Below are 13,919 nucleotides of genomic sequence, written 5' to 3'. Positions count from 1 at the left end.
ACTTTCCGCATAAGTACATCTTAAACAAGACGCCAGCCAGATGGGTATTTGTTCTTCAACGTACCATTGGAAACTTTACCCCAGCCCAGGGCAAATTCATCCACGCAGATCAGATACCAGCCGTTCTTCAGATTCGGATTCACCTGCAGTGTCTCGCATTTCAAATAGCGCACCACTTCCTCGCTGTCTCCCGGATAAGCGATCACTTTGTCGCAGACATCCGGTGTCAATCCCCTGGCAAAGGCACCGCTTGGTTCAAAACGCTTCTTCTTGAGTTCTCCTAAAAACCATCCGCTTCGCATAATATGCAGCCCCTTCAGCTCCGGCATTCCCTCCGGAATATACTGCACATAGCCGTTCTGCACAAGCAGACGTTTCTTGTCAAAAGGATAATGAATGCCCTCTGTCTCCAAAAACTGGAAAAAACTCTCCATCTCTGCCGGCAGTTTTGGAACGGATGCCAAAGTCACTTTGCCGCCCATCGGCTCACTGTCCGCATCACGGCAAAGCACAGCTGCAAAATGGCCCTCACCCTCCAGATGATGCGGCCAGAGACGCCTTGTCTTTGTCAGTTCAGGATTGCCGTCTGCCCATTCCGGATGACCATGATCAATACAATGACAGCCGCATAAATCCTTATCATCGTCTACTTCCACAAGATGGAAATCCGGATGTTCCTGCAAAAACCACGCAATGCTTCCCTCATCCTCTTCCGGTGAAAAAGTACATGTAGAATATATTAATTTGCCGCCCGGACGGACCATTTTGGCACCATAGGTCAGAATCTCCATCTGAAGCTTATGATATTCCTCCGGTCCCATTCTCAGCCAGCTCTCAGTCATAGAAGGCTCCTTGTGGAACATGCCTTCGCCGGAACACGGTGCATCAATCAACACTTTATCAAAGAATTCCGGGAAATATCTGGATAATTTCTCCGGATACTCACTGACAACAATACTGTTGATAATGCCAAAGCCCTCCAGATTGCGCAGAAGTGCCTTGGCTCTGGATTTGCTGATATCGTTGGATATCAGTAGGCCCTCACCCTTTAAGGCTGCACCGATGGCCGTACTCTTGCCTCCCGGTGCCGCACACATATCCAGAATCTTCTCCCCAGGCTGTGCATTCACTAGCTTTGCCGGCAGCATGGCGCTGGCCTCCTGAATATAATAAAGACCTCCCTGATAATAAGGATGTTTTGAAAATTGCTTCTTATTCTCAAGATAAAATCCTGTCTCATTCCAAGGTACCTGCTTCAAATCCACACCCATCCGCTGAAGCAGTTCCTGGGGTTTTGTTTTCCATGTATTAATTCTTAATCCGTTATGAAAAGGCAGATCATAGCTCTTCAAAAACTCCGCATACTCTTCCTCACCGAGCATCTGCTGCATTCTTTCCTGAAACTTCTCCGGAAATTGTATCATTGTATTCCTCCAGTTCACTTTCTATCTTATCATTTTACTCATCTGCTATTGTAATCTCTAATTCTTTTGACTCCTATTAGCCACTTTGCTTTTATCATTTTCTTTTATCAAAAAAATTTTCCGAAAATATCCTAATCCGGCCGCCTACAACTCGGCACCTGTATCCTCCAAAAGCGGACCGTTGTCTGCTGCATAAGTCGCCAGTTCATCACAGCGTTCATTCTGCGGATGTCCTGCATGGCCTTTCACCCAGACAAATTTTACTGCATGGGGTGCCTTCGCCTGAAGAAGCCGCTTCCAGAGGTCCACATTCTTCACAGGCTCATTCTTGCCCCGCTTCCATCCCTTTCGCACCCAGCCATCTACCCAGTGCTGGTTAAAAGCATCCACCACATACTTGGAATCCGAATAGAGGGTTACATTGCACGGGCGGTTCAATGCCTCCAGTGCCGTAATGACACCAAGCAGCTCCATCCGATTATTGGTCGTTCTGCGATAGCCAGCCGACAACTCCTTCACATGCAGCTGATTCTTTGGATCAATATATTCAAGAACAGCCCCGTATCCACCGGGTCCCGGGTTGCCTCTGGCTGCACCATCTGTATAAATCGTCACGTTCATATTTTATGTTCTCCTTTATTATTAAGTTTTAAGTCCTTTTGATTGCCTGTATCTAGTACATCGATAACACCTGTTATTAAGCGTTTCTTTTAGCAATCCCTTCGCTTGCATCCATTTTCCTGTCAGTCTTATCCCGACAGATTTACTACCGCTCATTTTAACATAAAAACGGCGGCAAAAAAAGCCCGCCGTGCAAATCTCACGATTTTTTGCATCGGCGGACAATAGCCTGCACCAGAAAGGCCAGTAAAGTTCCCGTCACCACTCCGGCAAAATCAATCCATACATCTGTCACCTGAGAAGATCGTCCCAGTGAAAAAAGCTGGATTGTCTCATCTGTAAGAGCTGTCATCAAACCGGCCAGCAGGGGCCACCCAAGAAACCTCAGCGGCCGCATCGTATAGCCCTTTACTACTAAAAATAACAGCACGCCTTCAACGGCAAACTCCGTGAAATGGGCTGTCTTGCGGACGATAAACTCTGTAAGGGCCGCTCCCTCACTGCCAAGAATACGTCTAAGCAATGCCAATACCGTTCCACTCTTTAACGTGGATGCATCCGCATTATCCATGGAATTGCTGAAAATGAAGGCAACCCAGAGGATGAGAAGGAGGGCGGTGATGATTCTGTAGGTTGTTTTGTGATTTTGATTCGTATGCATTGTTTTAGTTTCCTTTTTTAGTATCTATATTTATTTCCATTTTGTGCAACAACCTGCTGCACAAATTCTCTCTTTGAATATATTTCAGCAACTTTTTCTATGAATTTGTCGCTTCTCTCTATTATACCATCTATCTCTCATTCAGCAATACGCAAAAAAATGCCGAAAACCACCTGCCTTTCTGCGATTTTCGACATTTTTGACTTCGATCTTAATTATCTGCACAGCCTTACAGCCATCCACAGACCAAACAGCTCGGCAATCTGTTATATAATAATAAAAATCACACTGCCATTGCCGTCGTTGACAATCTTCTGAATGGCCTCCTGCATCTTAACCTGACTATTCTCCGACATCCGGGAGACCTTCGTCTGGATGCCTTCCTCCACCAGCTGTCCCACAGTTTTGCCAAAGATCAATGTATCCCAGATGGCTTTCGGATCCTGTTCCTGACTATTGTTCATGGAGGTGATCAATTCTTCCGCCTGGGCCTGATCACCCACAATCGGCGCGATCTCCGTCTCAATTCCGGCTTTGATCATGTGGATCGAAGGTGCCTTTGCCTTGATCTTAAAACCATAACGGCTGCCGTGTTTTATAAGCACCGGAGGCTCCAGAAGCACCTCCTCTTTCTCTGGTGCCACCACGCCGTATCCTTTGGCTCTGGCAAATTCCACCGCCTGAGATACCGCTGAATATGCTGTCTGATTTTCCGACAATTGACGGAGAATCCTGTAAAAGGCATAGTCTCCCTTCACTGACATTCCCATCCACTCTGACAGCAGCTCATAATAATATTTCTGATCGATCTCCAGATGAAAGATGACTTTCCCGTCGCTCATACTCACCGTTTCAATAAAGCATTTCTTTATGTATGGGCAGGTCAGCTTCTCCTGCATCGGACGCACATCCTTCAGATGGCGCACATTCATCAGATACTCTCTGGCTGTATCTGCCACTGCCGCCTTGACTTCCCCCTCCTCCGGCAAAAGATCAAACCATTTCGGTGTATAAAAATCAATCTGGGATACCGGAAACTCCAAAAGCATCGTTGCCATAATCTTCTGGATATCTTCCTGCTTCAGCTGATCGCAGTTAAAAGGAAGACATTTGATATCGTATTTTTCTTCCTTCCTACGGCACAATTCCTGGGTTTCCATGGCATAAGGCCGGATTGTATTCATTACCACAATAAACGGCTTGCCGATTTGTTTCAGCTCACCTACAGCCATCTCCTCTGCCGCCGCAAAACTTTCCCCGGCAATCTCACCGAAACTGCCGTCCGTTGTAATCACAAGCCCGATAGTAGAATGATCCCGGATTACTTTCTGAGTGCCGATATGCGCTGCCTTTGTAAAAGGAATCGGATCCTCATACCACGGCGTCTTAACCATCCGGTCCTTATCATCCTCCATATGTCCCGACGCCCCATCCACCATAAAGCCAACACAGTCGATCAGTCGTATCTTCACCTGGATATCATCGGAAATATGAACCGAAACCGCTTCTTTCGGAATAAACTTCGGTTCCGTCGTCATAATCGTCCGCCCTGCCGCACTCTGGGGCAGTTCATCCCTGGCCTGTTCCCTCTCATGAACATTATCAATTCCCGGAAGCACCATCAGATCCATAAAACGTTTGATAAAAGTGGATTTTCCTGTACGTACAGGCCCTACAACGCCAATATAGATCTCGCCGCCCGTTCGCATCTGAATATCTCTATATACACGCAATTCATCCATAAAAATACCCCTTCCATAAGTATATTACAATCATTCCATATACTATATGAAAGAGGTATAACTCTTAGACGTATGAATTATCTCTATCGAAGAATACTTTCTCTCCTGAGCAGAAGACAATTTAAGGAACATATTCTTCTATAAATTCTAATGTTCGAAAGCTTCCGTCCCTATATCATCTGGTGTTGTCAAATTGACAGGCAGTCTATCGCCTTCATGCAGATACAGTTTATATTTTACACCACTTCGCTGAACAATCTTATAAGCATTCTCCCCGATCGGCTCAACCCTTGCAATTTCACGCCACATATCGAAATGTGTGATATCCGAAACACCGTTTGTATAGATTTTCTCCGGCAAAAACATCAGTACCACCCAAAGAATCGGCAGGCACAACAGACAACACTGCAAGATTCGTTCTAATCCACTGTCCGCTATCTTATCCGCGCTAAACCAAAGGCCAAAACCTGTATAAACGACAACCAAAACAACAGTCGGCACAATCAGCCATGACTTCTTAAAATGCCACTGAGACTTGAAAAGAAATGTCCCCTTTGACTTCGAAGGCAGTAGATACATCACAAACCTTACCAGAAAATACACTGACATCACCAAAATATACGGCATCGTTCCCGAAACCAGAAAATCTCTCATAAACTGCCTCCTTTCAGACACCAATCATGACTGCATTAATATATATTAAGTATAGCATGGCATCTCTCAGTCAGCAATCATTATCAGAAAATTTAAAATAAACATAATAATTTTCTGTCCATATCAAGAGTGCACTGGACACTGCTTTAATAATTCTTCTCCTCTCTTTCTCTCATCACCAGAAAAAGGATGTTCCGAAATTGACTTCTTCGGAGTATTGCTTACAAGAACGTTTAACATATTTTTCATAATACATATATAAGTTTCTTTCCTCTTCAGTTATTTCATAAACATAGCCTTTCCTCCCTTCTCTTCCATTTATAACAAAAAATTGCGAAACTCACATCCTACAAAAAGAATCCGTGTTCAACGCATTCATAAGCAGGTGCTTCTAATGCGGCCAGTACTTAGGTCCTGTTCTTTAGGACCTTATGTACTGCTGCCAGCATTAGGCAGTGCAAACGTGCCTGCTTTGAATCGTTGAACACGGATTCTTTCGATAAACGTGAAGTTTCGCAATTCGTACTCTTTTACCGTTTCTTTTTCTCGAATTTATTCTCTGTCCCATTCATCAGCCGCTTAATATTCGCCCGATGCCGCCACCAGGCCAGCGCCGTGAATACCAGACTGAGTCCAAACACCACCCACTGTCCCGGATAAAAGATCAGCATCAAAATCGGAAACAGTGCCGTAATGGCCAAAGAACCCACGGAGACATATCGGGTTGTAAAGAATACAACCGCAAATACAATTGCAGCGATCAGGGCAATACGCACATCCAGTGCGAACATAAAGCCGCCGGTTGCCGCAATGCCTTTGCCGCCCTTAAAATTCATATAAAAGGGATAATTGTGCCCAAGGACAACGCCAAGAGCTGTGACGGTCTCCAAAATCTTCGTCACATCGCCAAGTCCCGGAAACAGCAGATATCTCACAATCCAAACGGCAAATACTGCCTTCAGGGCATCCCCGAGAAAGACAATATAGCCGGCGGGTTTGCCCAGAGTCCGAAGGGTATTGGTTGTTCCTGCATTGCCGCTGCCGTAATTGCGGACATCAATTCCCTTGAATACTTTGCCATAAAAATAGCCTGTCTGAAAACAACCGAAAATATAACCCAGTGCCAGACAGATAATGACTTTAATTGCCATTTTTAACCCTTATCCTTTCTTTCACGATAGATAAAGTGAAGCGGCGTACCACGGAATCCGAAGGTTTCACGAATCTGATTCTCGATATAACGGGTATAAGAGAAATGTGTCAGTTCCTTATCATTGATAAAGATGACAAATGTCGGCGGCTTGACAGATACCTGTGTAATATAGTAAAGACGTAGACGTCTGCCCTTATCTGATGGCGGCTGTTTCATGGCAACAGCCTCACTGAGGATCTCATTGAGGACACCTGTACCGATACGCATTGCATGATTCTCAATAACCGCATCGATGGTATCAAAAAGCTTCGGCAGTCTCTGACCTGTCTCTGCCGAGATAAACAGCATCTCTGCATATGGCATAAATGCCAGCTTCTCTCTGACATCCTTAGTGAACTTGTTCATGGTCTTGTCATCTTTCTCGATGGCATCCCACTTGTTCACTGCAATGATCATACCCTTGCCGCGCTCATGGGCAATACCTGCAATCTTGGCATCCTGTTCTGTCACACCTTCCTTGGCATCAATCATCAGAACAACCACGTTGGCACGCTCTACCGCTGAAACCGTACGAATAATACTGTAACGTTCAATATCCTCCTTGATCTTGCTCTTACGGCGCAGACCTGCTGTATCGATGAAAACATATTCCTTGCCGTTGTGCTTGATCACCGTATCGATGGCATCACGTGTTGTACCGGCAATATTGCTGACAATGACACGATTCTCACCTGTCAGTTTGTTGATCAGGGATGACTTGCCTACGTTCGGCTTACCCACAATAGCAACATGCGGACGCTCATCTTCCTCTTCTTCTGCTGTACCCGGTTTAAAATGCTTGATGACTTCGTCCAGCATATCACCCAGTCCAAGCTTGGAATTGCCGCTGATCGGCATCGGATCTCCCAGTCCTAAATTATAGAATTCATAGACATCTGTCATCATGGTCTTGAAATTATCCACCTTGTTGACAACGAGAACAACCGGCTTGCCTGAACGACGAATCATATTGGCAACCTGGAAATCCGCATCCACAACACCCTGACGCACATCCGTCAGAAAGATGATCACATCCGCTGTCTCAATGGCGATCTCGGCCTGCTCACGCATGCTCTTCAAGATCAGATCATTGGTAGATGGTTCAATACCACCTGTATCAATCATTGTAAACTGTGTATTCAACCAGTTTACATCTGCATAAATTCGGTCCCTTGTTACTCCCGGCGTATCCTTGACAATAGAAATCTGCTGTCCCGCCAGGGCATTAAATAAAGTTGATTTACCTACATTCGGCCTTCCTATAATGGCCACGATTGGTTTACTCATCTATCTCACCTCTTCCCAGAATTTTATCTACCAGGTCCTGTCCGTTTGATTGTACAATCGAAATCGGAATTTGTAAAGTATTTTCAAGTTCAGGAATCGTTATATCATCCAAAAGGATCTGCACATCCTCACCACTTCGAAGAATATTCACCGGAAGCAGCAACGCCTCACCGAGATCTTTGCCCTGAAGCTGTTCCTTCAGATCTGTTCCTGTCATCAGCCCTGAAACCGTTATCTGTTCTCCAAAAAAATGATTCACAATTTCATAGACATCTACGGCCACATTAGGGAACTTCTCACAAAGCTCTTCTGCCAGTTTTCGAATGGTTCCCACAGCAGAATGTCCTGTTGCAATCGTCACATGGCGCTTTTTGCCGTCTGTAACAGCTTCTTTCAGGCCCTCATGAAACTCCTCCGTCAGAAGCCGGATCATACCAACGCCATTTTCCAGCTGAAGATAACCGTCATAGCGTTCTTCCTCCGGCATCTCATATCCCGCCAGAAGATACCATTCATCCGAAGCATGGATAAAGTGTGTACCATACTCCTCATACAGCTTCTTCTGCCATTTCTCAATGCAGGCAATAACTTCTCTGGCGTCCTCCCTGTTAAAAGGTTCCAACGGATAAAGACCCTCTCTGTGATCAGAAAGGCCTACCGGTACCACAGAAACGCTCTCAATGTTCGGGATAAAGCCTGACAGGTCACGAATACTTCTCTCCAGTTCTTCACCATCGTTGACGTTCTTGCAGAGAACGATCTGACCATTCATGATAATACCGCCCTCATAAAGCTTCTGAAGCTGCTCCATGATCTTGCCCGCAAAACGGTTGTGCAGCATCATACACCGCAGTTCCGGATTGGTTGTATGCACTGAAACATTGATGGGTTCCAGCTTGTATCGAATGATACGCTCCAACGCCTCGTCCTTCATGTTCGTCATAGTAATATAATTGCCCTGAAGGAAGGAAAGTCTGGAATCATCATCCTTGAAATACATCGTCTCACGCATGCCCTTCGGAAGCTGATCGATAAAGCAGAAAATACAGTTATTGCTGCAGGAGCGATAATCGTCCATCAGACTGGACTCGAATACGATACCGATATCTTCATCGTAATCCTTCTCAATCTCCAGCACTTCTTCCGTTCCATCAGCCGTGCGGATCAGCATTTCAATATATTCATCATTGACCAGATAATGATAGTCAAACACATCCTCGATATCCTGGCCATTGATAGCAAGGACTGTATCACCGGGCTGCAGCTCCATTTCCTCTGCAATACTACCGGGAACAATTGACTGGATCACATGTAAATGTTTCTTCATAATTCTTCTACTCCGTTTTCTAAACAGACGTATCGATCAGGGACAGAAACGCAGACAACCCGCCTCTTTGCCCATTTGTCTTTCGATGGGACCACAAAAGGTCCGGATGACAAGCTGTGCAGAGATCTGTCACAGACAAATGTTCAGGAAGAATGCCTGCATCTGTCAGTACATACCAATTGGCTTTCCACAAATCCAGCTGATACTTGCCATTGCCTTTATCAAGCAAAATATCTGCTGCCTCATCGGCTGTAAAATTGGCTCTGAAAGCCTCCGCCACATCATCGCTGACCTCATAACAGCTCTGGCAGATAGAAGGGCCAATGGCTGCAACGATATCCTTCGGCTCGGAGCCATAGACCTCATGCATCTTCCAAACGGTCTTCTGTCCGATATGGCCAACCGTTCCCTTCCAGCCTGAATGAGACAGACCGATGGCTTTTCTAACCGGATCAACGAAATAAAGGGGCACACAATCCGCATATGATGTCACAAGAACAATTCCCGGAACATTGGTGATCATGCCGTCCACATCACTGTAATCCTGCGGTTTCAAAATGCCTTTGCCCCTGTCCTCCTCTGTGATGACACGGACATTGGTTGTATGCGTCTGATCAGACAAAACCATATCCTCCACACGCATATTCAGAGCAGCAGCCATTCTGCGATAATTCTCCATCACGGCATCCGGATCATCTCCGCGCTTGAAATTCAGATTCATCGACGAAAAAATACCGGTACTCACACCGCCTTTTCTCGTTGAAAAGCCATGCTTCACAATGCCTGTGGCAGACAAATTCTTAAACTGTATATACGGCACATGATTTTTCTCTTTTAATTCTGTTGTTCCGCTTCCTGTCACTGCTACCATCCTTTCGCTCCCTGATACTCAAATGCATTCTTATATAAAACCGGCCGTTCCTTCAAAAAAGCAACCACATCAAACCGGCATAACTGTTCTTCGCTCATTCCGCGGCTGACCATATATTGTCTGGCCGCTAAACTGATATGCTGCTGTTTCTTCCTGTTCACCGCTTCAGAAGGTGCCTGTACCCTGTCAGATCTTCTGTACTTGACTTCTACAAATACAAGGTAATCGCCATCCATGGCGATCAGGTCAATCTCTGCATGACGACATCTGTAATTTGCCTCCAGTATCTGATACCCGCATGATATTAGATAATCTGCCGCCTCCTGTTCATAGTAATGGCCTTTCTCAACATGATTCATTCATACCCCTCCGCTGCAGTCAGGAATCTATCGGCTTCCAAACAATTTTCGGCGCATTGTCCGGTTCGAAAGTTTCACGCACACACCGATTATGCACTAAACAAAGTTAGATATAAAACTCCGTCTGTGGATCGGCGTCGGGCCGAATTTTTTCAAAGCAGCCACATGCTCAGCAGTTCCATATCCTTTGTTCTTCGCAAAATCATATTTCGGGAACAGTTTATCATACTCCCGCATCATTCGGTCCCTTGTTACCTTTGCAATGATGCTTGCCGCCGCAATGGAAAGGCTCTTGGCATCCCCCTTGATGATCGGCACCTGTCTGCCCTCTATACCCGGAATGGTCACCGCATCATTTAGGAATACTTCCGGCTTCGGTGTCAGCTGACTCACTGCTTCCCGCATGGCCACATAATCAGCCTGAAGAATATTGATCTCATCAATCGTCTCAGGTGACGCAATGCCTACACCCACACTGACCGCCTTCTCCATGATCTCATCATACAGTTCTTCCCTCTTTTTTTCTGAAAGCTTCTTAGAATCATTGACATAGAGAATCGGACAGTTTACATCCAAAATAACAGCCGCTGCTACAACCGGACCGGCTAAAGGCCCCCGCCCGGCTTCATCAATGCCGCAGATAACGCCATATTCGCCATACTGTCTTTCATAGGAAAGCATCGACTGCACACGATCCAACTCCTTATTGTAGGTGTCCAGCTTCTTCTGTGCCCTTTCCAGGATCTTGCCGACACCCACTCGACCGTCTTCATGATAAATACCCATTAATTCCGGCAGTTCTTCTATTGACGCATTCTTGAATTTATTTCTGATTATCTCAATCTTTTCCTGACTCAATTTCTATCATTCCTCTTCTGACTGAGGCGGCTGTTCCAGTGTCACCTTTCCAAGTCTGAGACTTCTGAAATCATCAATCAACATGGAAGCTGCCTTGTCGATATTCGGCTCTCCGCCTTTCATCAGACAGCATTTGGCAATGGCAATATCCGCCAGTACCTTCACGCTGTCGTCACTCTCTTCAATACCATACCGTGAAGCCATGGTTCCCGGATAGTTCTTCTTCATATAATCTGCCAGCTTCATGGCAAGCTCTGTAATATTCAGGATGTCATCCTTGATTGATCCGGAAATAGCAAGCTTCTGTCCTACTGCCTGATCCTCGAACTTCGGCCACAAAATTCCCGGCGTATCCAAAAGCTCAACATTCTTGTTCAGCTTGATCCACTGTTTGCCCTTTGTCACACCCGGTTTGTTGCCGGTCTTTGTACAGGCTTTGCCCGCATAACTGTTGATAAACGTGGACTTTCCTACATTCGGAATACCCACGATCATGGCTCTGATCGGACGATTCTTAATGCCTCGTCTGCGGTCACGTTCAATCTTCTCTTTGCACGCTTCATTGACAACACCGGTAACAGCTTTCATACCGGCACCTGTACGCGCATTGATCTGAAGGACGAAAAATCCTTTTGCCTTGAAATAGCCCTCCCAAAGCTTTGTGTACTTCGGATCAGCCATATCTGATTTATTCAGAAGGATCAGTCTTGCCTTCCCCTTCGCCAGATCATCAATATCCGGATTCTTGCTGGCCAGCGGCAGTCTTGCATCTACCAGTTCGATCACAATATCAATGAGCTTAATGTCTTCCTGCATCATACGGCGTGCTTTCGTCATATGCCCCGGATACCATTGTATATTCATAATAAAACTCCTGTTCTTTCCCTTGCGCAGCATACGCAGGGGCCTTATTGAAGTGATTCGTTGTCTCTGCCCTTAATGTACCAAACCAAGTCGTGAGAATGGCGAAACGATCATCCACACTTTGCCGAGAATCTGTTCAGAATCTATGATTCCGATACTGTCTAAGCGGCTGTCATCCCGGTTATTGTTATAATCATCACATAAAACAAAATATTCATCGTCTCCAAGTGTTACACCCTTCTCGGCAACGCCGGCATTCTCAATGACTGCATCATTAAATGTCAGTTCCAACTCTGTGTCATCCACATAAACCTTACCATTCTTAATCTGCACAGTTTCCCCGGGCAAGCCAATAATCCTCCGAACGTAAGTCGGACTGTTTTCTGATGTGCCGATCCTGACAGCAACAACATTCATCCGTTTCGGCGAACCGATTTTGTAACAAAGCTTATTCAGTAATACAACATCTTCGTTCTGCAATGTCGGATTCATAGACTGGTCAATGATCACCGTCCTGATCCCAAAACCGCGAACTGCAAATATACCAAGCGCAATGACAATGCTCAGACCAGCCAGCCAGATACCTGCATGAATCAGCATCTTCTTGATCTTCTCTGCGCGTTTTTGCTTCTTTGATAATGGAACTTTTCTCATCTATTGCCCCCACTAAAGAAAATGGGACAAGTACGTATGTATTTGTCCCAATTATCTTACTTCTGTGTTTACTGATTATTTAACCAATTCTTTAACTTTAGCTTTCTTACCAACTCTGTCTCTTAAGTAGTACAGTTTAGCACGTCTTACTTTACCACGTCTTGTAACTTCAATCTTCTCAACGATTGGGGAATGAAGTGGCCATGTCTTCTCAACACCGATACCGTTAGAGCTCTTTCTAACTGTAAATGTTTCACGGTTGCTGCCGTTCTGTCTCTTAATAACAGTTCCTTCGAAAACCTGTGTTCTTTCTCTGTTGCCTTCTTTTACCTTAGCATATACTTTGATTGTATCGCCAACAGAAAATGGTGTAATATCAGATTTTAACTGAGCTTCTTCAATGCTTTTAATAATATCGTTCATAATGAACCTCCTTATAATATCCAGATGTTCTTAATGCATTCTCCTGCAGCAGAGGACCATCCATTTCTTACAATTACCGCCGGTGCCAAATATCACTCGTACATCAGCTAAACAGTAACTGCAGTGATACGCTTACGCACCAGCGCATTACATTTTATCATATGATTCATCCAAATGCAAGGCATTTTGACGATTTTCTTTGATTCCATCAAAAAGTTTTATCATTCTTCCTCGAGATTCTCCAGCGCATCCAGATACTCTCTGTCTTTCTTCGTCAGATTCGCCTGCACTTCTTCCTGTTCCAACAGTTCCGGTCTTCTCTCAAAGGTCCGCTTCAGAGACTGCTGTCTGCGCCACTTTTCAATATTGCCGTGATGTCCGGACAAAAGGACTTCCGGTACCTGCTTATCATGCCAGATCTCCGGCCTTGTATACTGGGGATATTCCAGAAGACCGTCCTGGAAAGAGTCATACTCAGCAGATTCACTGTTGTTAAGCACCCCCGGTACCAGACGGGCAATGGTATCGATCATCACCATAGCAGGCAGTTCTCCGCCGGTCAGCACATAATCTCCTATAGAAAGATGATCTGTCACGATCTCATCCAGCACACGCTCATCAATGCCCTCATAATGGCCGCAAAGAAAAATCAGGGATTCTTCCTTCGACAGTTCTTCAGCAATTTCCTGATTAAAAACTCTGCCCTGGGGCGTCATATAGATCACACGGGGCTTCTTGTCCATCCTGGCGACAATATCCTGATAACATTCGAAAATAGGCTCAGGCTGCATCACCATACCGGCCCCGCCGCCATATGGATAATCGTCCACATGTTTATGCTTATCATGGGAATAATCACGGATATTCACCGCATGCAGACCAATAGTTTCTTTTCTGACGGCACGGCCGATCACACTGTCAGAAAGTCCCTGCATAATCATATCCGGAAATAATGTCATTACATGAAAATCCATAGCTCTCT

Annotated in this window: 15 protein-coding genes; all 15 read right to left on the bottom strand. The window is 45.3% G+C overall.

Going from position 1 to position 13,919, the window contains the following annotated elements:
- Positions 1-20: 20 nt before the first annotated feature.
- Positions 21-1,424, bottom strand: coding sequence for an RsmB/NOP family class I SAM-dependent RNA methyltransferase (locus HED67_RS03345; protein ID WP_221717507.1), 1,404 nt, complete (start codon positions 1,422-1,424; stop codon positions 21-23).
- Between the two features lie 144 nt (positions 1,425-1,568).
- The gene (gene rnhA / locus HED67_RS03340; RefSeq protein WP_117539491.1) at positions 1,569-2,045 is read right to left on the bottom strand and encodes a ribonuclease HI; all 477 of its coding nucleotides are present in this window, start codon (positions 2,043-2,045) and stop codon (positions 1,569-1,571) included.
- A gap of 199 nt (positions 2,046-2,244) precedes the next feature.
- Positions 2,245-2,706, bottom strand: a complete 462-nt coding sequence (locus tag HED67_RS03335) for a VanZ family protein (protein ID WP_221717506.1) — start codon at positions 2,704-2,706, stop codon at positions 2,245-2,247.
- Between the two features lie 266 nt (positions 2,707-2,972).
- Positions 2,973-4,448, bottom strand: a complete 1,476-nt coding sequence (gene spoIVA, locus HED67_RS03330; protein ID WP_221717505.1) for a stage IV sporulation protein A — start codon at positions 4,446-4,448, stop codon at positions 2,973-2,975.
- Between the two features lie 147 nt (positions 4,449-4,595).
- Positions 4,596-5,102, bottom strand: a complete 507-nt coding sequence (locus tag HED67_RS03325; RefSeq protein ID WP_221717504.1) for a hypothetical protein — start codon at positions 5,100-5,102, stop codon at positions 4,596-4,598.
- Positions 5,103-5,632: 530 nt separating this feature from the next.
- Complete coding sequence (gene plsY / locus HED67_RS03320; RefSeq protein ID WP_215631361.1) at positions 5,633-6,253, bottom strand: glycerol-3-phosphate 1-O-acyltransferase PlsY; 621 nt, start codon at positions 6,251-6,253, stop codon at positions 5,633-5,635.
- Between the two features lie 2 nt (positions 6,254-6,255).
- A complete protein-coding gene (der, locus tag HED67_RS03315; RefSeq protein ID WP_178441759.1) occupies positions 6,256-7,581 on the bottom strand; it encodes a ribosome biogenesis GTPase Der in 1,326 nt (441 codons plus the stop codon).
- Complete coding sequence (locus HED67_RS03310) at positions 7,574-8,908, bottom strand: DUF512 domain-containing protein (RefSeq protein ID WP_215631359.1); 1,335 nt, start codon at positions 8,906-8,908, stop codon at positions 7,574-7,576. The genes der and HED67_RS03310 overlap by 8 nt, the downstream gene beginning before the upstream one ends.
- 19 nt (positions 8,909-8,927) lie before the next feature.
- Positions 8,928-9,779: a peptidoglycan editing factor PgeF gene (gene pgeF / locus HED67_RS03305; RefSeq protein ID WP_178441761.1), complete on the bottom strand. Its 852-nt coding sequence runs from the start codon at positions 9,777-9,779 to the stop codon at positions 8,928-8,930.
- Positions 9,773-10,138 (bottom strand): YraN family protein, encoded by a 366-nt coding sequence (locus HED67_RS03300; RefSeq protein WP_178441762.1) that lies wholly within the window; start codon positions 10,136-10,138, stop codon positions 9,773-9,775. The genes pgeF and HED67_RS03300 overlap by 7 nt, the downstream gene beginning before the upstream one ends.
- Positions 10,139-10,234: 96 nt before the next feature.
- On the bottom strand, positions 10,235-10,996 hold the full coding sequence (locus HED67_RS03295; RefSeq protein ID WP_178441763.1) for a ribonuclease HII: 762 nt from the start codon (positions 10,994-10,996) through the stop codon (positions 10,235-10,237).
- A 6-nt stretch (positions 10,997-11,002) separates the two neighbouring features.
- Complete coding sequence (gene ylqF / locus HED67_RS03290; RefSeq protein WP_178441764.1) at positions 11,003-11,860, bottom strand: ribosome biogenesis GTPase YlqF; 858 nt, start codon at positions 11,858-11,860, stop codon at positions 11,003-11,005.
- 72 nt (positions 11,861-11,932) lie between these two features.
- Positions 11,933-12,514, bottom strand: a complete 582-nt coding sequence (gene lepB / locus HED67_RS03285; RefSeq protein WP_221717503.1) for a signal peptidase I — start codon at positions 12,512-12,514, stop codon at positions 11,933-11,935.
- 75 nt (positions 12,515-12,589) lie between these two features.
- Positions 12,590-12,937, bottom strand: a complete 348-nt coding sequence (gene rplS, locus HED67_RS03280) for a 50S ribosomal protein L19 (protein WP_178441766.1) — start codon at positions 12,935-12,937, stop codon at positions 12,590-12,592.
- Positions 12,938-13,158: 221 nt separating this feature from the next.
- Positions 13,159-13,911: a tRNA (guanosine(37)-N1)-methyltransferase TrmD gene (trmD, locus tag HED67_RS03275; RefSeq protein WP_178441767.1), complete on the bottom strand. Its 753-nt coding sequence runs from the start codon at positions 13,909-13,911 to the stop codon at positions 13,159-13,161.
- Positions 13,912-13,919: the final 8 nt, after the last annotated feature.

The organism is Pseudocoprococcus catus, from assembly GCF_019734885.1.
GTDB classification, from domain to species: Bacteria; Bacillota; Clostridia; order Lachnospirales; family Lachnospiraceae; genus Coprococcus_A; species Coprococcus_A catus.
The sequence above is the reverse complement of the archived record's forward strand: the minus strand, read 5'-3'. Positions and strand labels throughout refer to the sequence as shown.

Excerpts from the sequence above, each read along its gene's own strand:
- HED67_RS03345 (WP_221717507.1), bottom strand. The coding sequence starts at position 1,424 with ATGATACAATTTCCGGAGAAGTTTCAGGAAAGAATGCAGCAGATGCTC.
- rnhA (WP_117539491.1), bottom strand. The coding sequence starts at position 2,045 with ATGAACGTGACGATTTATACAGATGGTGCAGCCAGAGGCAACCCGGGA.
- HED67_RS03335 (WP_221717506.1), bottom strand. The coding sequence starts at position 2,706 with ATGCATACGAATCAAAATCACAAAACAACCTACAGAATCATCACCGCC.
- spoIVA (WP_221717505.1), bottom strand. The coding sequence starts at position 4,448 with ATGGATGAATTGCGTGTATATAGAGATATTCAGATGCGAACGGGCGGC.
- HED67_RS03325 (WP_221717504.1), bottom strand. The coding sequence starts at position 5,102 with ATGAGAGATTTTCTGGTTTCGGGAACGATGCCGTATATTTTGGTGATG.
- plsY (WP_215631361.1), bottom strand. The coding sequence starts at position 6,253 with ATGGCAATTAAAGTCATTATCTGTCTGGCACTGGGTTATATTTTCGGT.
- der (WP_178441759.1), bottom strand. The coding sequence starts at position 7,581 with ATGAGTAAACCAATCGTGGCCATTATAGGAAGGCCGAATGTAGGTAAA.
- HED67_RS03310 (WP_215631359.1), bottom strand. The coding sequence starts at position 8,908 with ATGAAGAAACATTTACATGTGATCCAGTCAATTGTTCCCGGTAGTATT.
- pgeF (WP_178441761.1), bottom strand. The coding sequence starts at position 9,779 with ATGGTAGCAGTGACAGGAAGCGGAACAACAGAATTAAAAGAGAAAAAT.
- HED67_RS03300 (WP_178441762.1), bottom strand. The coding sequence starts at position 10,138 with ATGAATCATGTTGAGAAAGGCCATTACTATGAACAGGAGGCGGCAGAT.
- ylqF (WP_178441764.1), bottom strand. The coding sequence starts at position 11,860 with ATGAATATACAATGGTATCCGGGGCATATGACGAAAGCACGCCGTATG.
- lepB (WP_221717503.1), bottom strand. The coding sequence starts at position 12,514 with ATGAGAAAAGTTCCATTATCAAAGAAGCAAAAACGCGCAGAGAAGATC.
- rplS (WP_178441766.1), bottom strand. The coding sequence starts at position 12,937 with ATGAACGATATTATTAAAAGCATTGAAGAAGCTCAGTTAAAATCTGAT.
- trmD (WP_178441767.1), bottom strand. The coding sequence starts at position 13,911 with ATGGATTTTCATGTAATGACATTATTTCCGGATATGATTATGCAGGGA.